This is a genomic window from Maribacter ulvicola, assembly GCF_900155985.1.
In the GTDB taxonomy this organism is placed as follows: Bacteria; Bacteroidota; Bacteroidia; order Flavobacteriales; family Flavobacteriaceae; genus Maribacter; species Maribacter ulvicola.
In genome coordinates this window covers 824,255-844,573 of record NZ_FTMA01000001.1, presented here as the reverse complement: position 1 = coordinate 844,573, position 20,319 = coordinate 824,255, and the positions used below count along the sequence as shown (strand labels likewise).

Annotated in this window: 19 protein-coding genes; 13 read left to right on the top strand and 6 right to left on the bottom strand. The window is 35.4% G+C overall.

Going from position 1 to position 20,319, the window contains the following annotated elements; genetic code table 11:
* Positions 1-14: 14 nt before the first annotated feature.
* Positions 15-194, bottom strand: coding sequence for a hypothetical protein (locus BW936_RS03645; protein ID WP_076546953.1), 180 nt, complete (start codon positions 192-194; stop codon positions 15-17).
* 209 nt (positions 195-403) lie between these two features.
* On the opposite strand from BW936_RS03645, the gene metG reads away from it, so the two are divergent.
* Both metG and BW936_RS03635 read left to right on the top strand, forming a co-directional pair.
* Complete coding sequence (gene metG / locus BW936_RS03640) at positions 404-2,470, top strand: methionine--tRNA ligase (protein WP_076546952.1); 2,067 nt, start codon at positions 404-406, stop codon at positions 2,468-2,470.
* Between the two features lie 163 nt (positions 2,471-2,633).
* On the top strand, positions 2,634-4,766 hold the full coding sequence (locus tag BW936_RS03635) for a Tex family protein (protein WP_076547946.1): 2,133 nt from the start codon (positions 2,634-2,636) through the stop codon (positions 4,764-4,766).
* Positions 4,767-4,771: 5 nt separating this feature from the next.
* On the opposite strand, the gene BW936_RS03630 is transcribed toward BW936_RS03635, so the two are convergent.
* Positions 4,772-5,386, bottom strand: a complete 615-nt coding sequence (locus BW936_RS03630; protein ID WP_076546951.1) for an HPP family protein — start codon at positions 5,384-5,386, stop codon at positions 4,772-4,774.
* Between the two features lie 185 nt (positions 5,387-5,571).
* Between BW936_RS03630 and BW936_RS03625 the strand changes: the two genes are divergently transcribed.
* Both BW936_RS03625 and BW936_RS03620 read left to right on the top strand, forming a co-directional pair.
* Positions 5,572-6,474 carry a histone deacetylase family protein gene (locus BW936_RS03625; protein WP_076546950.1) on the top strand — a complete coding sequence of 301 codons (903 nt, stop codon included), beginning with the start codon at positions 5,572-5,574 and terminating at the stop codon, positions 6,472-6,474.
* Positions 6,475-6,552: 78 nt separating this feature from the next.
* A complete protein-coding gene (locus BW936_RS03620; RefSeq protein ID WP_076546949.1) occupies positions 6,553-7,386 on the top strand; it encodes a phosphatase PAP2 family protein in 834 nt (277 codons plus the stop codon).
* A gap of 19 nt (positions 7,387-7,405) precedes the next feature.
* On the opposite strand, the gene recQ is transcribed toward BW936_RS03620, so the two are convergent.
* The 4 genes from recQ to BW936_RS03600 form a co-directional block, all read right to left on the bottom strand.
* Positions 7,406-9,490 (bottom strand): DNA helicase RecQ, encoded by a 2,085-nt coding sequence (recQ, locus tag BW936_RS03615; RefSeq protein ID WP_076546948.1) that lies wholly within the window; start codon positions 9,488-9,490, stop codon positions 7,406-7,408.
* A 200-nt stretch (positions 9,491-9,690) separates the two neighbouring features.
* Positions 9,691-10,023 (bottom strand): single-stranded DNA-binding protein, encoded by a 333-nt coding sequence (locus tag BW936_RS03610; protein ID WP_076546947.1) that lies wholly within the window; start codon positions 10,021-10,023, stop codon positions 9,691-9,693.
* A gap of 257 nt (positions 10,024-10,280) precedes the next feature.
* Positions 10,281-10,967, bottom strand: a complete 687-nt coding sequence (locus tag BW936_RS03605) for a GNAT family N-acetyltransferase (RefSeq protein WP_076546946.1) — start codon at positions 10,965-10,967, stop codon at positions 10,281-10,283.
* A 155-nt stretch (positions 10,968-11,122) separates the two neighbouring features.
* The gene (locus tag BW936_RS03600) at positions 11,123-11,683 is read right to left on the bottom strand and encodes a hypothetical protein (RefSeq protein ID WP_143744049.1); all 561 of its coding nucleotides are present in this window, start codon (positions 11,681-11,683) and stop codon (positions 11,123-11,125) included.
* 332 nt (positions 11,684-12,015) lie between these two features.
* Between BW936_RS03600 and BW936_RS03595 the strand changes: the two genes are divergently transcribed.
* The 9 genes from BW936_RS03595 to gloA2 all read left to right on the top strand — a co-directional run bounded on the left by BW936_RS03595 (position 12,016) and on the right by gloA2 (position 20,296).
* Positions 12,016-12,900, top strand: coding sequence for a sugar phosphate isomerase/epimerase family protein (locus tag BW936_RS03595; protein ID WP_076546944.1), 885 nt, complete (start codon positions 12,016-12,018; stop codon positions 12,898-12,900).
* On the top strand, positions 12,900-14,063 hold the full coding sequence (locus tag BW936_RS03590; RefSeq protein WP_076546943.1) for a mandelate racemase/muconate lactonizing enzyme family protein: 1,164 nt from the start codon (positions 12,900-12,902) through the stop codon (positions 14,061-14,063). Before BW936_RS03595 ends, BW936_RS03590 begins: the two co-directional genes overlap by 1 nt.
* A gap of 3 nt (positions 14,064-14,066) precedes the next feature.
* The gene (locus tag BW936_RS03585) at positions 14,067-14,561 is read left to right on the top strand and encodes a VOC family protein (RefSeq protein WP_076546942.1); all 495 of its coding nucleotides are present in this window, start codon (positions 14,067-14,069) and stop codon (positions 14,559-14,561) included.
* Positions 14,554-15,516, top strand: a complete 963-nt coding sequence (locus BW936_RS03580) for a 2-hydroxyacid dehydrogenase (RefSeq protein WP_076546941.1) — start codon at positions 14,554-14,556, stop codon at positions 15,514-15,516. The genes BW936_RS03585 and BW936_RS03580 overlap by 8 nt, the downstream gene beginning before the upstream one ends.
* A 456-nt stretch (positions 15,517-15,972) precedes the next feature.
* Entirely contained in the window at positions 15,973-17,523 is a 1,551-nt protein-coding gene (locus tag BW936_RS03575; protein WP_076546940.1) for a M20/M25/M40 family metallo-hydrolase, read from the top strand.
* A 401-nt stretch (positions 17,524-17,924) separates the two neighbouring features.
* Entirely contained in the window at positions 17,925-18,497 is a 573-nt protein-coding gene (locus BW936_RS03570; protein WP_076546939.1) for a pentapeptide repeat-containing protein, read from the top strand.
* A gap of 7 nt (positions 18,498-18,504) precedes the next feature.
* Entirely contained in the window at positions 18,505-18,723 is a 219-nt protein-coding gene (locus tag BW936_RS03565) for a DUF6500 family protein (protein ID WP_076546938.1), read from the top strand.
* Between the two features lie 522 nt (positions 18,724-19,245).
* Positions 19,246-19,755: an outer membrane beta-barrel protein gene (locus tag BW936_RS03560; protein ID WP_076546937.1), complete on the top strand. Its 510-nt coding sequence runs from the start codon at positions 19,246-19,248 to the stop codon at positions 19,753-19,755.
* Positions 19,756-19,891: 136 nt separating this feature from the next.
* The gene (gene gloA2, locus BW936_RS03555) at positions 19,892-20,296 is read left to right on the top strand and encodes an SMU1112c/YaeR family gloxylase I-like metalloprotein (RefSeq protein ID WP_076546936.1); all 405 of its coding nucleotides are present in this window, start codon (positions 19,892-19,894) and stop codon (positions 20,294-20,296) included.
* Positions 20,297-20,319 lie beyond the last annotated feature (23 nt).

The window sequence follows — 20,319 nt, the reverse complement described above, 5'->3', positions numbered from 1 at the left end:
ATAGGGCTTTTTAATTATGTTAATTTAGAGTTGTTCATTTTAGATTCGAACCTCAATTCTTTAATAATCTGGTGATTTTTATCTTTTTGAAGCAGCGCAACGTTTTTCATATGCTCCTCCTCCTTTTTCCTTTTAACATCTATTTTTTCTAGACTTTTATCAAGCTTTAGTTTTTTTGAATTACCAACACCCATATGTTATAAGTTTAAATTAAAAATCAGTTTTTTCTTACAATAGAACAGATTTTCATTCGTTTTAGTATGTTTTGCACTTCTACAAATAGGTTTCACGTCAATTTTCATTAAAACATCATCTCAAATACCCTTTATGAACAGATTACAATTAAGAAGTAATTAGGGATTCTAGCAGCAAATTCAGTATTTTTGCAGCCTAATTTATTTTGATGTCCGATACTAAATCACCCTCTAGATATACGATTACTGCTGCATTACCTTACACCAATGGTCCAATACATATTGGTCATTTAGCCGGAGTTTATGTACCCGCAGATATTTATGCGCGTTACTTACGGTTAACCGGAAAAGATGTTGCCTTTGTTTGTGGAAGTGACGAACATGGTGTTGCCATTTCCATGAAAGCTAAAAAAGAAGGCGTAACACCTAAAGATATTATTGATAAATACCATGCAATTATTAAGCAGTCTTTTGTCGATTTTGGTATTACGTTCGATAATTATTCTAGAACCTCTGCACAGGTACATCATGATACGGCATCAGAATTCTTTATAAATCTGTATGAAAAAGGAGATTTTATAGAGGAAACTACTGCGCAATTATTTGATGAAGAAGCGCAGCAATTTTTGGCAGACCGCTTTGTAATAGGTACCTGTCCAAAATGTGGTAATGAAGAGGCATACGGAGATCAATGTGAAAATTGTGGATCAAGTTTAAATGCGACGGATTTAATAAATCCAAAATCGACCATCACCGGTACCGTACCTACGACCAAAGAAACCAAACACTGGTTTTTACCTTTGGATAGATACGAGGGTTTTTTAAGAGATTGGATTTTAAAAGGACATAAAGATGATTGGAAGCCTAATGTTTATGGGCAATGTAAATCATGGATCGATGGCGGCTTGGAGCCTAGAGCGGTAACCAGAGATTTAGATTGGGGAATTCCCGTACCCGTAGAAGGTGGGGAAGGAAAAGTACTTTATGTTTGGTTTGATGCTCCTATTGGATATATTTCTTCTACCAAAGAATGGGCTGCCCGTGAAGGAAAAGATTGGGAACCCTATTGGAAAGACGAAAACACAAAATTAGTTCACTTTATAGGAAAAGATAATATTGTATTTCACTGTATTATTTTTCCATCCATGCTAAAAGCGGAAGGAAGCTATATTCTACCCGAAAACGTACCAGCAAACGAGTTCTTGAATTTAGAAGGAAACAAGCTTTCTACTTCTAAAAACTGGGCAGTTTGGTTACATGAGTATTTGGTTGATTTCCCTGAAATGCAAGATTCCTTACGTTACACGTTAACGGCTAACGCACCAGAAACAAAGGACAATGATTTCACTTGGAAAGATTTTCAAGCACGTAATAATAATGAACTAGTAGCCATTCTGGGTAATTTTATTAACCGGGTGGTAGTATTGACCAATAAATATTACGATGGTAAAGTACCCGCTGCAGGAAGCCTAACCGATGTTGATACCGAAACACTAGTGCATTTATCAAAATATCCAGGAATTATTTCAAGTTCTATTGAGCGTTACCGTTTTAGAGAGGCAGGTCAAGAATTGATGAACCTTGCCCGTTTAGGTAATAAATATTTAGCCGATGCGGAACCTTGGAAAGTGATTAAAGTGGATGAGGAGCGTGTAAAAACTATTATGAACGTTGCCTTGCAAATAGCAGCAGGTCTAGCGATTTTAAGCGAGCCATTTTTACCATTCACATCTAATAAGCTAAAATCTATTTTAAATATAGATGTAAACCTAAATTGGAATAATGTTTCTTCAAAAGAAGATTTACTTGATGCAGACTACCAGATAAATCAAGCAGAATTGCTTTTCAGAAAAATAGAGGACAACGAAATACAAGCGCAGCTAGACAAATTAGAGGCGACCAAAAAAGCCAACGAAAACGAAAATAAAAAAGTAATGCCACAAAAAGATACCATTTCATTTGATGATTTTTCTAAACTAGATATGCGTGTAGGTACCATTATCGAAGCTGAAAAAATGGCAAAAGCCAAAAAACTTTTAGTCTTAAAAGTAGATACCGGTATAGATGTTAGAACCATAGTTTCGGGTATTGCAGAAAGCTTTAAACCAGAAGATATTGTAGGTAAAAAAGTTACTGTTTTGGTCAACTTAGCACCAAGAGCATTACGTGGTGTTGATAGTGAAGGCATGATTCTTATGACCGAAAACGCTGATGGCAAATTAGTATTTGTAAACCCTGATGAGGATGGTGTTGGTAATGGAGAAGGGATAAATTAGAATAATTTTAATTAATTAAAAAAGCCTTGGTGAATTTTCATCAAGGCTTTTTATTGTTAAGAAAGTTGCAACTTTAAATGTGCCAACTAATCCAAAAATAATTTCAACAGCTTGATTTCAATACCTAATAATGGGTATTTTTAAAAGTTCTAAACGATTTCACATGCAATTACTGCCCTTTATACTTAAACACACCCAACTACCTGAAAAAGGAATTCAAAATACTATTGAGCTTTTAAATGCAGATTGTACCATACCTTTCATTTCTAGATATCGTAAAGAAAGAACCGGCAATTTAGATGAAGTACAAGTTGGGACAATCGTTCAATTTAAAGAACAGTTTGAAGCACTTGATAAGCGTAAAAAAGCAATTATAAAGGCTGTAGATGAGCAAGGTGTATTAACTGCCGAATTGAAACAGAAATTTGAAAAGGCTGAAGACCTTACTCAGTTAGAAGATTTATACCTTCCATTCAAAAAAAGTAAAAAAACCAAAGCTGAAGTTGCCCGTAAAAACGGATTGGAACCTTTAGCTAAAATCATTATGGCACAACGTAATGACAATATTGAGTTCACAGCATCCCAATACCTTAATGCAACTATAGAAAACGAAGATGACGCCTTAGAAGGGGCCCGCCACATCATTTCTGAATGGATCAATGAAAGAACAGATATTAGGGCATCAATTCGATCTCAATTGGCACGGTTTGCTATTATTACAACTAAAGTAATAGGAACAAAAAAGGATGATGAAAAGGCACAGAAATTCCGAGATTATTTTGATTGGAGTGAGCCATTAAACAAATGTCCGTCGCACCGATTATTAGCCATTTTACGTGCAGAATCTGAAAAATTCATCCGGGTAAAAATTGAGTTGGATGATGAACGCTTATTAGATAGAATTGAAAACAGAATCATAAAAACAAACAATGCATGTGCTAAACAAATAGAATTGGCTCTTGCAGATGCGTACAAAAGATTATTGTTTCCATCTTTATCCAACGAATTACTAAAAGCTGCTAAAGAAAAAGCAGATGATGACGCTATTGCCGTTTTCTCAAATAACCTAAGACAGCTATTATTGGGAGCTCCCTTAGGTGAAAAACGAATTCTTGCCATTGATCCAGGTTTTAGAACGGGCTGTAAGGTGGTCTGCTTAGATGCACAAGGCAATTTAGTACATAACGAAACCATTTATCCGCATGCACCGCAAAATGATGTTGGAGGAGCGATTAAAAAATTGAGCTCTTTGGCAAATGCATATAAAATAGAAGCCATAGCCATTGGTAACGGCACAGCATCTAGAGAAACTGAACAGGTTGTGAAGAAAGTAATTTTCAATAATCCTGTTGAAGTATTTGTAGTTAGTGAAGCTGGAGCATCTATTTACTCCGCCTCTAAAATTGCACGAGAAGAATTTCCCGATTATGATGTTACCGTACGCGGTGCCGTTTCTATTGGCAGACGTTTGGCAGATCCACTTGCCGAACTGGTAAAAATTGACCCCAAGTCTATTGGCGTAGGGCAATACCAACATGATGTGGATCAGAGTAAGTTAAAAAACTCTCTAGATACCGTTGTAGAAAGTTGTGTAAATTCTGTGGGAGTAAACATCAACACTGCCAGTGTTCCTTTATTGAGTTATGTATCTGGTATTGGTCCTAAATTAGCAGAAAACATTGTTACCCAACGAAAAGAAAAAGGAGCTTTTAAAAGCAGGAAAGACATAAAGGATGTTCCACGATTAGGCGGTAAAGCATTTGAGCAAGGTGCAGCTTTTTTACGTATTAAGGATGCTGAAAATCCGCTTGATGATTCTGCCGTACACCCAGAAAGTTATGGTGTAATCAAGCAAATGGCCATAGATAAAGGCACAGAAATTCTATCTTTGTTAGGTAATAAGACTCTTTTAAAAGAAATAGATTTACAAAAGTATTGTACTAATGATGTTGGGCTGCCAACTTTAGAAGATATACGTTCTGAACTTGAAAAACCTGGATTGGACCGTAGAGAAAAAGCTAAGGTATTTACCTTTGATCAAACCATTAAATCAATTACTGATTTACATAGTGGACAATTGTTACCGGGCATTGTAAATAACATTACCAACTTTGGCTGTTTTGTGGATATAGGTATTAAAGAAAGTGGCCTAATTCATGTTTCTAACTTATCTAATTCATTCGTAAAGGACGTCAACCAACATGTACATTTACATCAGCAGATAATTGTGAAGGTTTTAGAAGTTGATGTGCCCAGAAAACGTATTCAATTAAAGCTGCACAATTTAACCAAGTAATTTTTTTAATTTCCGATTAGTTTCTGAACTTTTCGTTTTACATGATCGTTCAATTTATTATTTCGGGGATATTTTCTATCCTTTGAGATATTATTAAATAATAACGCAGTAATAAGTAGAATAGCAGTACCTATTAACACAGGCGAAATAACATAAAAATAGCCTAGAGCCTTAATTTTTTCAGTGCCAATAACTGCTATAAGTGCAGTAGCGCCTCCTGGAGGGTGCAATGTTTTAGTCATTTGCATTACAATTATTGAGGTAGCAACTGCAAAAGGAGCGGCAACCCATATCAAATCTGGAAAGAGCTTGTATATGGTAACACCAATAATGGCAGAAATCAATTGCCCACCAATTAAGTTTCTAGGTTGTGCAAACGGACTTTCAATAGCTCCATAGATAAGTACACTAGATGCCCCAAACGAACCTATTAGCAGTACATTTTCCAAATCGGGCAAATAACCTGATTGTATAATGGCAATAAAAAAAACACCTATAAATGCACCAAGAAACGACCAAAATTGCTCCTTAAAATCAACTAAAGTTTCTTTGTAAATTACGTATTTGGAAATACGCGCTTTACGGTTGATATTTCTACTTAACTTATTTCTATTTTTCATCGTAAAATTCTAAATCACAATTCAATAACATCTGATTTTTCCAGAAGGGAACAAATATAAGTTTACTATACCATATTATCCTACTAAATTACTAGACTAAATTGTTAAATTCATAAATGTGACATTTTCAAGCTAAAACAATAAACCAATTTCATAGCATATATGATTGCGATTATATTTGTTAAATGCTAAAAATCGCCTATCACCCCATATATAAACATCCATTACCCAATGGGCATCGGTTTCCAATGATAAAATATGAATTGTTACCACAGCAATTAATTCATGAAGGCACCTGTACGCAGGACAATTTCTTTGAACCTGAAATTCCGAATGATAAACATATCGTTGCTGTCCACGATCCAGAATATTTCTATGACCTCTTGAATATGATGCTTTCGCCAAAAATGGTGCGTAAAATAGGTTTCCCATTATCAGAAGACTTAGTTGAAAGAGAACGCATAATTGCCGATGGCACCATAAAAGGATGTGATTTTGCCTTAAAAAATGGCATTGCCATGAATATTGCCGGTGGAACCCATCATGCCTATAGCGACCATGGTGAAGCTTTTTGCATATTAAACGACCAAGCAATTGGGGCGCAATATCTATTGAATAAAGAGCTAGCTAAAAAGATTCTTATAGTTGACCTTGATGTACACCAAGGCAATGGCACAGCAGAAATATTTCAAGACAATGATGCAGTATTTACTTTTTCTATGCATGGTTCCGGTAACTATCCCTTTAAAAAAGAAGTATCGGATTTAGATATTCCGTTACCGAAAGGTACAACCGATAAAGAATACCTTACTATTCTAAAGAAAAAATTACCTGAACTGATAGATAATGTTCAACCAGACTTTGTTTTTTACTTATGCGGAGTAGACATTCTAGAAACTGATAAATTAGGAACACTTGCCATGACCATAAATGGATGTAAAATAAGGGATGAATTTGTCATGAATACCTGTCATCGACTAAAAATTCCTGTACAATGCAGTATGGGTGGCGGTTATTCCCCAGATATTAAGATTATTGTTGAAGCACATGCCAATACCTTTAGAACAGCTCAAAATCTATATTTCTAAATAACTTTAAAGGGTATAGAACAAAACATTCTTCTGTAATGATTATTTTCTAAACAACCAGAACTTTAAATTTGCACCATGAAAAATCTAATTTTGCTTTTAGGTATTAGCTTTTGTATTTCATTAAGTGCACAAGAGTCCAGTAAAGGTTCTACAGAAACAAGATGGAGTATGTTCAAATATGACGTTGGTAGTATGTTTCAAGGAGTAGGATACTCATACACCAGACCTTTACATTGGAAAGGAAATCAATGGGCGCAATTCGGTGCGGTAGTTGCAGGTACTGGTTTAGTATATTTAGTAGATGATGAAACCTCACGGTTTATTAGAAATAATAGAGAAGGGGTGCCGTCATTACTTCGTGATTATGGAGAGTTTTATGGTAATCCTTCAAATAATTACCTGGCTACTTCAGGTGTATATGCAGTAGGGTTGATCACAAAAAACGAAAAACTAAGAAGAACAGGTGTTTTGTTGATTTCATCTGCTACCTCTTCAGGTTTTTTACAGCAAGTACTAAAATCTGTTGTGGGCAGGGCAAGACCGGTAGCTAATTTGGGTAAAGATACTTTTGATCCTTTTAATTCTAATAGAAATTTTCACTCCTTCCCATCTGGACATGCTCTACTGGCATTTACAAATGCATATGCTATTGGTAAACAATTTAAAAATCCATGGGTTAAAGCTGGTATTTACACCTTAGGTGCTATACCTGGTATTTCACGAGTTTGGGACGGTCAACATTATTTGAGTGATATGGTCTTCGCCTTTGCCATAAGTATTGCTACGGTAGAGTCTATAGATAGATATCTAGATAAAAGATATGATGAAAAGTACAACCAGCAAAAAAAAATGGTGAGTTGGAACCTTAATTTTGGTCCCGGTCAATTGGGCGTTACCGTTAATTTTTAAACTGGAGTACCATCCGTTTTTAAGAGTCTAGCATGTACAAGGCAAACTTTATTTTCCAATAGGGGATTTTTTCTTCAAAATATTCAAAATAATCTTTTAGTCCAGATGCATCGGTCAGCTCAGATTTGGCTTTTTCTATTTCTGCAATTTCTTTAGCATCAACAAACTGATTTAAATCTAGCTCTTCCCCTTCGGCGTGTTTTTTCATTAAATGTCCGTATATGGTATTCTCGGACAAATTTCTTTGACTAGCAATTTCGGATACCGTTAATCCTTCCGTAAACAAATCGAAAGTTTGATCGTGTGTTTTTCGTTTGGACTTTTTGCTTCCTACATGCTTCTGAATTTCTTTAAGAAACACGTCGGCATATTTCTCCAATTTAGCCTGCCCTACTCCAGAAACATCCATAAATTCAGTTTCATTTTTAGGCAACTTGGCTTCCATATCCTTTAAACTAGCATCACCAAATACCACATAAGCCGGCACATTCTGTTCTGTTGCAATTTGCTGTCTAAGCAATCTAAGTTTTTCAAATAAATCTGTCTTCTTAACCCGTGATTTTGTAACAGTCTTCTTCTTTTCGGTTTCCTTTTGTAATACCGCAAGTTGTACTTTTTTTCCAGAAAACAATACTTCTCTGGCCTGAGCGGTTAATCCCAGTCTAGCGCCTTCCCTAAAGTTAATTTCTAGCACCCCTTGATTCAATAATTGAATTACATATTGCTGTAAATCTAACCAAGGGACATCTTTTACGGCGCCATAAGTTTTTATGTTTTGATACCCTTTTTCTAGAACATGCGCATTCTGTGCACCCCTTAAAACATCTATTAACATACCCATAGGTTCACGTTCCTTTAACCGAGCAACACCAGAACAAACCTTCTGAGCCAATAACGTAGCATCAAAATAAGCAGGTGGCGAATTACAGATATCGCAATTACCACAACCTTTGCTCACTTGCTCACCAAAATAATTCAAGAGTGCAATTCTACGGCAACTCAATGCCTCTGCAAATTGCTGCATACGCTCTAATTTAGCATATTCAACATCTGCATTTTCGCTTTGCGTAATGAATCTACGCAGCTGAGCAACATCGGCAAAACTATAAAACAACAAAGCGTGAGCCGGAAGTCCGTCACGACCACCACGACCAATTTCCTGATAATAGCCTTCTATATTCTTTGGCAGATTATAATGAATGACCCAACGTACGTTACTCTTATCTATACCCATACCAAAGGCAATGGTTGCCGCAATAATAGGAACCTTATCCGTAATAAATTCTTCTTGCACAGAAGATCGTTCATCAGAGGACATACCTGCATGATATGCTTTAGCATTAAAACCTGCGTTACGCAATTTCTCTGCAATAGACTCCGTACTCTTACGGCTTAAACAATAGATAATTCCGCTTTCATTGGGTCGATCCTCCAAGAAATCCAATATATGTTTTATTCTATCTTGAGCAGGTTTTACATCTAAATATAGATTTGGTCTATTAAAAGATGCCAAATGACGTTCAGCATTTGCTATTTGCAATTGTTCTGCAATATCATCTTGGGTAGTCTTATCCGCAGTTGCCGTAAGCGCCATCACAGGAATATTCGGGAATCTTCTTTTCAATCCTCCAAGTTGAGTATATGCAGGTCTAAAATCATGCCCCCATGAAGAGATGCAATGTGCTTCATCTACCGCAAATAGACTAATCTTTAAGTTGCCGAGAATATTATTAAAAAAGCCCAAACTCTCTGGGGCAACATAGAACAATTTCAACTCGCCCCGTTCTAATTTCCCAAGAATTTCCTGTTGTGTTTCTACAGATTGTGAGCTGTTGTAATATTCAGCCGAAATTCCGTTAGCTTTTAAAACATCTACCTGGTCTTTCATTAAGGCAATAAGCGGAGAAATTACAATTGCAGTTCCCTCTAGAGCCAGTGACGTTAATTGATAGCAAAGCGACTTACCCCCACCCGTAGGCATAATGGCCAACACATCTTTTTTACCAAGTGCATCTTCAATAATGGATAATTGATTTGGCTTAAAAGAATCATAACCAAAATGTTTTTTTAATAAAGGTAGTAGGTCTCTTTCCGTTGTTATCATGTTTTGCAAAAATAGTGTATGAAATTGTCTTTGCTAGCTGTTTTTATAGGATTACTTCTACTAAATGCCAAAAGCAGTTTTACAATTTCGTGTTCCAAAAGGTTAAATATTATGTCTTTGAGAGGCATGAAGCAATCTGCCAAATTCATGTTCCTACCTACAGATCACTTCGCCGAACCTCCCTGTGAAGACGTATCAACTTACTTCCCCAACATCAACAACTCATTACACCTTACTTCTGTAATGTATCTTTTCTCTCCTTCTTTTGTTTCATAAGAGCGGTGGGTAAGTTTACCTTCTATGGCTACTTGCTTTCCTTTAGCCAAATAGTTCTCTACAATCTCAGCGGTTTTCCCCCAAGCTACTATATTGTGCCATTGCGTATCATCTACTTTTTCCCCATTAGCGTTTTTGTAACTATCTGTTGTAGCTATAGAGAATTTTGCTAATTTGGTACCTCCTTCAAGGTTTACAATTTCTGGGTCTTGCCCTAAATTTCCAATCAACTGTACTTTGTTTTTTAATGCGTTCATCTTACTAATTTTTATGGTTTAACAATTCTTAATATCAAGCCTTTACGACTTTACACTGCAAACCTAGAACAGCATTGAAAGTTTATTCGGTATGTAAACGTTTACTGTCGTTTGTTATCGTTTACAGTCGTTTAAAAATGTTTTTTATTACTGATTGTCAACATTTTACACAAATAACTAATATGGTTCTTACGATATAAAAGAATAGAATATTTAGTAAAAACCGATATGTTTTCAAAAACTAAAAGTAGAATTTTTTATATTTTACGATACAACCACCAGTTCATATCCCTCGTTAACTCATAGCCTAATTTTTCATAAAGAGGTATTGCTAAGTTTCCTTTATTCGTATGAAGAATTGGCTTTTTATTTACTTTTAAAATCTCTTTTGTACAATGTGCAATTAACTGTTTTGCATACCCTCTTCTAGTATAGTCTGGATGGGTAACTACTGCGCTTACTTCAATAAAATGATCTGTTTGCATTCGCTGCCCGGTAATAGAGACTAATTTACCTTCCTTAAAAATTCCATAATAATTGCCCATTTCAACGGTTCTTCTCCTGTAATAACCGGGCATTACCAACCAGACCAAATCATAAATTTCATCAATATACTCATTACCCAACTCTACAATTTCTTCTGTAATAATAACACTAGATAATTCGTTTAAAACCATTTGGCAGCCATCAATTTTCTTTTCCAAAAATATTTTAGATTCATCCACCAAAGGGTTCTGGTTTTCAGAAACAAAGAAGAAACTATCTGTTGTGTTTATATAACTATTTGAAGCTTTGACCGTCTTTGATTGGTCAAAAAATGAACCAAACGTGCAAACTGCTGCATCATAAAATTGTACACCATCCAATGTCACGGCAAACTTTTTATGTGTTTCAGTGAGAGAAAACCAAACCGGATTTTTCAATTGTTCTTGTAAGTTGGCCATAACCCTTATTATAATAAAAAAATCACCCTATAGGTGAGTTGCAAAACTAAAAAACCATTTTCAATAGAATGCATTAACCTCCCTAAATTCCCTGACTATAAATGTCTAGGTTCTTAATTTAGGAAATACACTTTAATATAAATACAATTACTATTTTAATTGACTTCTATATATTCCTGTACATCTTCATTTTCCCAGCTTGGCGGTGGTAACAAGGTAGCATGTTCCAAATCAAAAACCTTTCCTGTCTCTTTAGTAATTTTATAAGTAGACTCTTGAAATTCTGAAATAAGGGTTATTTCATAGTAGTTGTCCTTCTCTCTAATAAACATTTCGTCTTCAAAATTTAATATATTTATAGCACCAATTTCGTTACTAACATTAATGGCATTAAGAACAAAATCAATATTTATATCTGTTTCTTTTGATTGATAGAAGGGTAGTATATTCTTTTCTTCACTAAAATTACCATTACTAGATGGGTGATAACTGACAATTTTCTTCAAAACATCTACATTAAAATCGAAATAGCTTGCAGAATTCAATGGCAAATATTTTATGGGGTTCAGAAATAACACCTGAACTGTTTCTCCATTTGTAATAACCTTGATTTTAGAAAAATTTTCAGCACTGACATCCGTATCAATTAATTCTAAAGCCATTTCTACTATAGCATTTTTACCTAACAAGACAAGTTCCTCTACGTCCTTTTTCATTTCGATCTCTTGAGAAAATAAATTAACACCAATAAGGGATAACAATAAAATTAAGGTTGATTTCATATGTTATTTAACGCCATAATATGTCCCTATATTTCATATTTCACCTTCTACGCAAACATTACACCTCATAATAGCCTCTTTATCATATATCTGCGTAAAATATAAGACAATCTTAACTTCTCAGTTATCAAATGAATCAATTTTTTCCTAACTTGAAACCTTCAATTTTCACAAATCAAATTTGTAAAAACACATCATAAACAATTAAACAACTTCCTCTTTTAGAAAAATAAAGCAAATCAACAACAACTTATCAACAACAACCAATGGAATTAGCCATACACAATTGGATGCGTGCCGAATCACTAGAGCACACACTCAATAGAATCAACAAATTAGATTACACCCATATAGAAATACAGGGGACACCAGAAAATTACGACACTAAAAAAGCCCAATTACTTTTAGATCTTTACGGTATAAAATGCTGGGGGTCTGTTACTTTAATGTTAGAACAGCGAAATTTATTGGCCAAAGACCCAGAACAGCGAAAAATGTCTATCCAATACGTTAAGGACGTTGCTAAAATGGTATATGAACTTGGCGGTAAAGTTATTTCCTTGGTACCGGCTACCGTTGGTAAAATAATACCCGATGCAAAGCAAGAAGAAGAATGGCAATGGGCTGTAGAAGGTATACAAGAAATTTATAAGTACACTGAGGACCATGGCATACAAATTGGAATTGAACCTATAAATAGATTTGAGACCTATTTCATTAACAGAGGAGAACAAGCCCTAGCATTGGCTGAAGCTGTTGGCCCAAATTGCGGCGTATGTTTAGACACCTTTCACATGAATTTAGAAGAGGAGAATATATACGACACCATACAAAAAGTTGGTAAGCGCCTAGTGAATTTTCATGTAGCGGACAATAATAGAATGGCTCCGGGAATGGGACATTTAAATTGGCCCAAAATAATAAGTACGCTTAAAGATATAGGGTACGACAAAGTTCTATCTGTAGAGTTTTGCGCTCCTTTAGACCGTACACCGGCCAATCCTTTTCCAAATTCTATTGAAACAAATCCACAGGGTCTAAGCGCTGAACAAAAAAAATTCTTGGAAGATCACGGTAGTTCTGCAATTACCGATGAATTTTATACCATGTTAACCAAAAAATCAATCGACACCTTAAAATCACTTATTTAATGAAAATCACCAATATTGAAGCGTTCTGGTTACGCTGCCCGATACCTAAAGAAAAACAACATTTTTCCGATTACGGTTTACTTACAAATTTTGACATGACTTTGGTCGTAGTCACTACCGATACCGGATTACAAGGTTTTGGGGAAGCAAAAGCCGCGGTAGGTTCTTCTGGATCTTGCGCTTCTATCGTAAGTATTATAGAAAACGAATTAAAACCACAATTAGTAGGTAAGGATGCCCGTAACATTTCTCAAATATGGGAGAATATTTACAATGGTACAAGAGATCACTATTCACTTTCAAGAGGACGTAAATTCCCAATTTTAGGAAGAAGAGGTTTAACCATTTCTGCTATGAGCGGAATAGACACTGCACTTTGGGATATAAAAGGAAAAGCACTGGGCGCCCCTGTAGTGGAATTATTGGGAGGAAAGTGTCGTGATAAAATGCCTGCTTACGCCAGTGGCGGATGGGCAAAAGCTGATGCGATCGGTGACCAATTATTAGGGTATACCTCAAAAGGATTCAGTGGCGTTAAAATGCGTGTGGGAATTATGGATGAAACCGTAGCCCAAAGCGTAAAAAGAGTTAAAGCCGCTCGTGAAGCATTACCTGACCACATTAAATTAATGACCGATGCCCACGGTACTTTTAGCGTTCCAGAAGCAAAGCAATTTACAAAAGGGGTGGAAGATTGTAACCTATATTGGTTTGAAGAACCAATTAGCCCTGATAACAAAATAGGAACTGCAGAAGTCCGCTCCAATACATTTATCCCCATTGCAGCTGGTGAAAGTGAGTATACCGCTTTTGATGTTCGTGATTTAATTGCTGAACGCGCATTAGATGTTTTACAACCAGATTGTGCTATTATTGGTGGTATTACAGAAGCCATGCGTGTATCACAATTGGCACATACGCATCAGCTAGAATTGGCACCTCATTGCTGGGGGTCTGCATTTTCTTTTATGGCAGGTTTAACAGTTGCTTTTGCCTCGCCATCAGCAAATGTAATTGAGTTTTCATTAGGAGGAAACCCTATGATGTACGACTTGGTAGTAGAAGATATCACTGTGGACAAAGAAGGTATGCTAATTGCTCCTGATAAACCAGGATTGGGCTTGACTCCAAATTGGGATTTTGTAAAAGACTTTAAACAATAAATTATGGCAAAGGCAGTACATATAAATCACGTTGCTTTAGTAGTAAGCAATCTTGAAGAGGCGTGTAAGTTTTATGAAGAAGAATTAGGGTTAGAAGCTATTCCTGCATTTCTTTTTGACTATCCTACGGCATTTTTCAAATTCAATGAAGAGCAGCAATTACATTTGACGGAATGGGAAGATGCATTTTCATTTAGAGGTCATATTTGTGTTCAGGTAGATGACATCAATACCATTTTCTTTCGTATGAAAGAACTTGGTATCATTGATATTAAGCCTTGGGGCAAAGTGCGTCAATTACCAGATGGAGCCATACAAATGTTTGTTCGTGATCCGTCAGGAAACTTAATAGAATTATCTTCAGTCCCTGGTGATCATATTGATTCAAAAATATTTGAAGACGAATTGTTCAAGGATGGAATTTATGTATCTGGAAGAAATGATTTTCGCGGGTACAAATCTAAAGATGCTACATTATATCACAAGTCAGATGAGTAAAAACATCCTATTATTAGAAACTGTTGCCGATGATGCTATGCATATGTTGGAAAAAGCGACAGACATGAATATTTTAACAGGATATGAAGAAACATCATTACAAAGTCAGATTCAGAACTACAAGATCGATGCTATAATTACACGTGGAAAAGGTCAGGTAAGAGAAGCCTTAATAGAGCAACTACCTGACCTAAAAGTAATAGCTCGCTGTGGTGTAGGCTTAGATAATATTGATGTTAAGTATGCTACAGAAAAAGGCATTAAAGTAGTCAATGCACCCAATTCTAATGCAGACACCATTGCAGAACATACCATTACGTTGTTGTTAATGCTTCAGCGAAATGTATATAATGCCGTTGCCATGGTAAAGGAAAATAGATGGGCAGACAGAGGTACATATATTGGTGATGAAACCCACGGAAAAACCTTAGGCGTGATCGGTATGGGCAATATTGGTAAAAAAGTAGCAAAGATTGCCGCTGTCCTAGGCATGAACGTAGTATATTGGAGTTCTAAAAAAGAAGATGTCCCCTATAATTTCGTTGATTTAGATACGTTACTAAAAACGTCTGATAGCATTAGCCTACATATTCCTCTAACTACTAAAACAGCACATCTTATTGACGCATCGGCATTTTCAAAAATGAAACCCACAGCTTTATTAATAAATACGGCTAGAGGTGGAATAATTGACCAGAATGAATTGTTGATTGCATTACAAAATAATAAAATAGCAGGCTTTGCAGCCGATGTTTTAGCTCAAGAACCTCCTGTAAAAGACGATCCTTTATTACAATTAGACAATGCTCTAATTACTGCCCATTTAGGTAGTTTAACTAAAACTACCTACACCAAAATGTGTACAATGACCGTTACAAATACATTGGCAATTTTGAGAAATGAAACTGCAGATACCAACTGCATTTTCAATAAAACAGCACTTGCAATTGTCTAGCTCAGGTTACTATAAAAAAATGAAACCATAGTAGTGGAATACGTTATAAACGTTTAAGCGGAACAAGTATGAGTTGCATTGACCAATGTTCTATACTATTGGTCAATGCATTCTTATACTAAGCTATAAACCAGCTTTTCAATTATAAATGGCAGTAAAAATTTACCTATTATTAAATAATAACAAAGATAATGCTGGCATTAAGACCAGCAACTGATCAACTTTCCATCATCACCCTGAAAAGAGCACCTCTACATTTATATGTTTTAAAAAGACATCAAGCAAAATTATAAAAGAACATTAAACAGTATTTTCAAACTTTAGAGAGAAAACAGTAATGGACCTGAGGTATAATTAATTAGAAAGTCTTTCTAAATCATCAAGAAAATCAGGTAAATTTTAACACATCTCTTACGCGCTTAATTGAGTACCTTAGTTCATCAAACTATCTTAAACATGAAAAAAGGACTATTTCTTTGTGCATACTTTTTATGCACAACAATTGGGATTTCTCAAACCACAAATGACATTATCAATGCCATTGAAAAGGAAGGCATTGAAAACTCACAATTAGAGCAATTAGCTTACGAATTATTAGACCTAAACGGACCAAGATTGGTAGGTACTCCAGAAATGAAAACGGCTCACGACTGGGCTATTAAAACTTATAAAAAATGGGGAATTTCTGCAGAAAACCAACAATGGGGAACCTGGAAAGGGTGGCAAAGAGGAATTACCCATGTAGATATGGTATCGCCTCGTGTGGCATCACTTCACGCTACCCAATTGGCATGGAACCCAAGTACCAGTTCTAAAGGTGTTACCGCATCTTTGATTACACTTCCAAACTTTACAGATTCATTGGCGTTTGCAAAATGGCTTCCTAACGTAAAAGGAAAAATAGTAATGGTGAGCATGCTACAGCCCACAGGTAGACCAAATGATAACTGGGAAGAATATGCTACAAAAGCATCCTTAGAAAAAATGAAAACGGAGCGTGACTCCTTGAAGAAAATTTGGAGACAAAATATTAGCAACACAGGTTATACCAGTAGAAATATCAATGCAGCATTTGAAAAAGCAGGGGCAGTAGGTATTGCCCAATCTAGATGGTCCGAAGGTTTTGGAGCAAACAAAATATTTAGTGCCGGTACCAAAAAAATTCCAGCTGTAGATATTTCTTTAGAGGACTACGGAATGCTTTACAGAATGGTTGAGCATGGTGTAGATACTAAAATTAAAATAGTAGCCGAATCTAAAGACCTTGGCATAGTACCAACCTTTAATACCATTGCCACCATACCGGGCACTGAATTCCCAGATGAGTATGTTATTCTTTCTGCTCATTTTGATTCTTGGGATGGTGGCACAGGCGCCACTGATAACGGTACGGGAACCATTACCATGTTAGAAGCTGCTCGTATTCTTAAAAAAGTATATCCTAACCCAAAAAGAACCATCTTAATAGGACTTTGGGGAAGTGAAGAACAAGGGCTGAACGGTTCTAGTTCCTTTGTGGAAGACCACCCAAAAATTGTTGATGGCGTACAAGCTCTTTTTAATCAAGATAACGGTACCGGTCGTGTGGTACGTTTATCCGGACAAGGATTTTTACATTCCGAAGATTTTTTAGGACGATGGTTAAAAGCTGTACCTGAAACTTATAAAAATGAAATAGAGACCACATACCCAGGCTCACCAGATAGTGGTGGTTCAGATTACGCATCGTTTGTTGCCGCAGGCGCTCCTGCCTTCTCGTTGAGTTCTCTTAGCTGGGATTATTCAAATTATACTTGGCATACCAATTTAGACACCTATGACAAAATTGTGTTTGATGATGTTCGTAATAATGCCATTCTAACAGCTATTCTTACCTACATGGCCAGTGAAGACCCCGAGAAAACATCTCGTGAAAAAATAGATTTAGGCATGGATAAAAGATCGGGCAAGAAAAGAGAATGGCCACAACCAAGAAAGCCACAACGTAAAGGTGGTCAGGACAAATAACTAATTACAATTAAAATACAAGCTCAAGGCTATCTGCTGTTTGTAGTGCTTTCTTAATGACAGTGCTCTGCAGTGCATAGCCTTGCTTGTTTAAAATACACTCCGTCTAAGAGGTATTGTTCTGGTGGTCAAGTCTACTATCATTCTTCAACATCAGTGCAAATATGATAATGTAATACACATTAGGTTTGGTAATAAAATATTTGGGCATCACCATAATCTACCTAATGAAAGCATGGTATCATACACGGCTTTTTAAGGTGATCAACGCCAGGGCTACATCTAGATATTTATTGGACTATAAACTACATAATTCAAATCTTTAAACTTAGAATTATCAGATTAAAAATTCTAATTCTGTTTGCTTATCTTTCATAACCTTAATAACAATTCAACTTTCTGTGGATAAACTGATACTAGACAAAACCTTTAAAAGAGAAAACTATACTGTTGCAAGATTACCCAGGGCAGAATACGAGAATTGTATATTTGAAGGATGTGATTTTTCTAAAGGTAATTTAGACAATCAAACTTTTTTAGAGTGCCGGTTTATAGATTGTAATTTGAGCAACGCAAACATTATAAATACCACATTTAAAGAAGTAAAATTTTCTCATTGCAAACTAATAGGGCTAGCTTTTAATACCTGTAATGCCTTTCTAATGGATTTTTCTTTTTTAGATTGCAATCTAAGCTTTGCGATCTTCACTGAATTAAAATTAGCCGGACAAGCATTTATATCTTGTAAACTTGAGGGTGCTGATTTTGTAGGTTGCGATTTAAGCAAATCTAAATTTGATGAATGCAACTTAGAAAACATTGTTTTTGGGAGAACAAATTTGCAAAAAGCAGATTTCAGTAGCGCAACCAATTTTAGTATTGACCCAGACAATAATGCTATGTCAGGAGCCATATTTTCAAATGATAATCTCGCGGGATTATTACAGAAATATAAACTTAAAATTTTGACGTAATAAGGAAATGAACAAAGAAATAATATCAAAAATCATACAAGTTTGTGATGCTAAAATTGCTACAAAAGGAGAAAACGTAGGGCTTTCATTTTACGCCTTTTTCAAGAACAAAAATGACGATCCGGCGCTTTTAATGCAAGTAGCAACATGGTGGATACTTGAGCATAAATTAGATCATTTTGAAAAAGCGGTGAAGATCAAAGCAATGGTAAACTCCATGAACTAGTACAACAATGAAAAATACCCTTTGTATGCTATTTTTAATAGCACCAACTACATACAACAATTAAAAGCTAGGTCATAAAGAGGCTGTGACCACCTTTTATAAAGCGTTTGAATCTTCAGAATTCAAAAAAAATAAAACCGAAATTAATGACAGGTACACCATGCATTCCGCAGATTTTACTAGGTCTATTAATTAGGGTAAACACCATGAAAGGAAACCCCTTTTCATACCAATATATGAACTCATTGAAATAGCAGAAAAGGGAATAGAATATGAACCTATTGCCAGATACAGAACAAAGTTCTAAATTTTTCATATCATCTGAGTACAGGGCTAAATTTTACCCTCTTTATGAGTTTAAAAATAAGTATTAGATCCTTTAAACGATAACTCTCCTTTATCCTTCTACTACTACTTTTAGATAAATATTAACATTTAAAACAAGTTAATATCTTTTCTGCCTATTTACATTTGAAACTTAATATATGTATTTATAATCAATTGAATTTCAACTTATTAACCATGAAAAAGATTTCTTTATTATTAGCCCTATTTACAATTGGGTTTACTTATGCTCAATCACCATTAGAAGAGGGTAGTTTACAAGCAAATGCAGGACTTGGCTTTTCAGGATGGGGAACTCCAATTTATGCAGGTTTAGAATATGGCGTAGCTCCAAATATTTCTGTTGGAGGAGAATTGTCATTCCAAAAATATAACCACGGTAATGGTACTAGCAGTAATTTTAAGAGTTCTATTTTCGGAATTCAAGCAAATGGTAATTATCATTTTAATGAAGTTTTTGAAATTCCCAGCCAATGGGATTTATATGCAGGCGCAAACTTGAATTACTTTAATTGGTCTACTAAAGTTAACGGAAGTACTGTAGATTATAGTGGTGCCGATAATTTTGGTATAGGGTTACAAGTAGGTGGACGCTATTTCTTCGATGACAACTTTGCAATTAACCTTCAAGTTGGTGGAGGAAATGTTGTAAGTAGCGGAAGAATTGGTATTACTTATAAGCTATAAAAATATCTTTTATACAATAATACAGGGGTGGTTTACAATGATGTAAGCCACCCCTCTTCTTTTTTAATACTATAGATCAATTGCATATCTTTTAGATGCATTATGCGAGCCTAATCATATATAAATTGATTCTAACATGTTCTCTAAACCCCTATACAAATTGAACAAAGTACACCACACCGCTATTATTTGCTCCAACTATAAAGTCTCTAAAAAATTCTATTTAGAGGTGTTGAACTTAGAAGTTATTCAAGAGGTATATCGTGAAGAGCGACAATCTTATAAACTAGATTTGGGGTTGAACGGCAATTATATCATTGAACTTTTTTCTTTTCCCAACCCACCAAAGCGACCGTCAAAACCAGAAGCCTGTGGTCTGCGCCATTTAGCTTTTGAGGTAGATGATATAGATAAAATTATTGCGCATTGTAAAGAACATCAAATTATTGTAGAACCCATTAGAATAGACAAGTTTACCAACAAAAGATTTACCTTTATTACTGATCCAGATGACTTACCTATAGAGTTTTATGAAAAATAAGTAAAACCGTCCATAAACGTTTA

Coding starts and splice junctions, on each gene's coding strand:
- BW936_RS03645 (WP_076546953.1), bottom strand. CDS start 194: ATGGGTGTTGGTAATTCAAAAAAACTAAAGCTTGATAAAAGTCTAGAA.
- metG (WP_076546952.1), top strand. CDS start 404: ATGTCCGATACTAAATCACCCTCTAGATATACGATTACTGCTGCATTA.
- BW936_RS03635 (WP_076547946.1), top strand. CDS start 2,634: ATGCAATTACTGCCCTTTATACTTAAACACACCCAACTACCTGAAAAA.
- BW936_RS03630 (WP_076546951.1), bottom strand. CDS start 5,386: ATGAAAAATAGAAATAAGTTAAGTAGAAATATCAACCGTAAAGCGCGT.
- BW936_RS03625 (WP_076546950.1), top strand. CDS start 5,572: ATGCTAAAAATCGCCTATCACCCCATATATAAACATCCATTACCCAAT.
- BW936_RS03620 (WP_076546949.1), top strand. CDS start 6,553: ATGAAAAATCTAATTTTGCTTTTAGGTATTAGCTTTTGTATTTCATTA.
- recQ (WP_076546948.1), bottom strand. CDS start 9,490: ATGATAACAACGGAAAGAGACCTACTACCTTTATTAAAAAAACATTTT.
- BW936_RS03610 (WP_076546947.1), bottom strand. CDS start 10,023: ATGAACGCATTAAAAAACAAAGTACAGTTGATTGGAAATTTAGGGCAA.
- BW936_RS03605 (WP_076546946.1), bottom strand. CDS start 10,967: ATGGCCAACTTACAAGAACAATTGAAAAATCCGGTTTGGTTTTCTCTC.
- BW936_RS03600 (WP_143744049.1), bottom strand. CDS start 11,683: ATGAAAAAGGACGTAGAGGAACTTGTCTTGTTAGGTAAAAATGCTATA.
- BW936_RS03595 (WP_076546944.1), top strand. CDS start 12,016: ATGGAATTAGCCATACACAATTGGATGCGTGCCGAATCACTAGAGCAC.
- BW936_RS03590 (WP_076546943.1), top strand. CDS start 12,900: ATGAAAATCACCAATATTGAAGCGTTCTGGTTACGCTGCCCGATACCT.
- BW936_RS03585 (WP_076546942.1), top strand. CDS start 14,067: ATGGCAAAGGCAGTACATATAAATCACGTTGCTTTAGTAGTAAGCAAT.
- BW936_RS03580 (WP_076546941.1), top strand. CDS start 14,554: ATGAGTAAAAACATCCTATTATTAGAAACTGTTGCCGATGATGCTATG.
- BW936_RS03575 (WP_076546940.1), top strand. CDS start 15,973: ATGAAAAAAGGACTATTTCTTTGTGCATACTTTTTATGCACAACAATT.
- BW936_RS03565 (WP_076546938.1), top strand. CDS start 18,505: ATGAACAAAGAAATAATATCAAAAATCATACAAGTTTGTGATGCTAAA.
- BW936_RS03560 (WP_076546937.1), top strand. CDS start 19,246: ATGAAAAAGATTTCTTTATTATTAGCCCTATTTACAATTGGGTTTACT.
- gloA2 (WP_076546936.1), top strand. CDS start 19,892: ATGTTCTCTAAACCCCTATACAAATTGAACAAAGTACACCACACCGCT.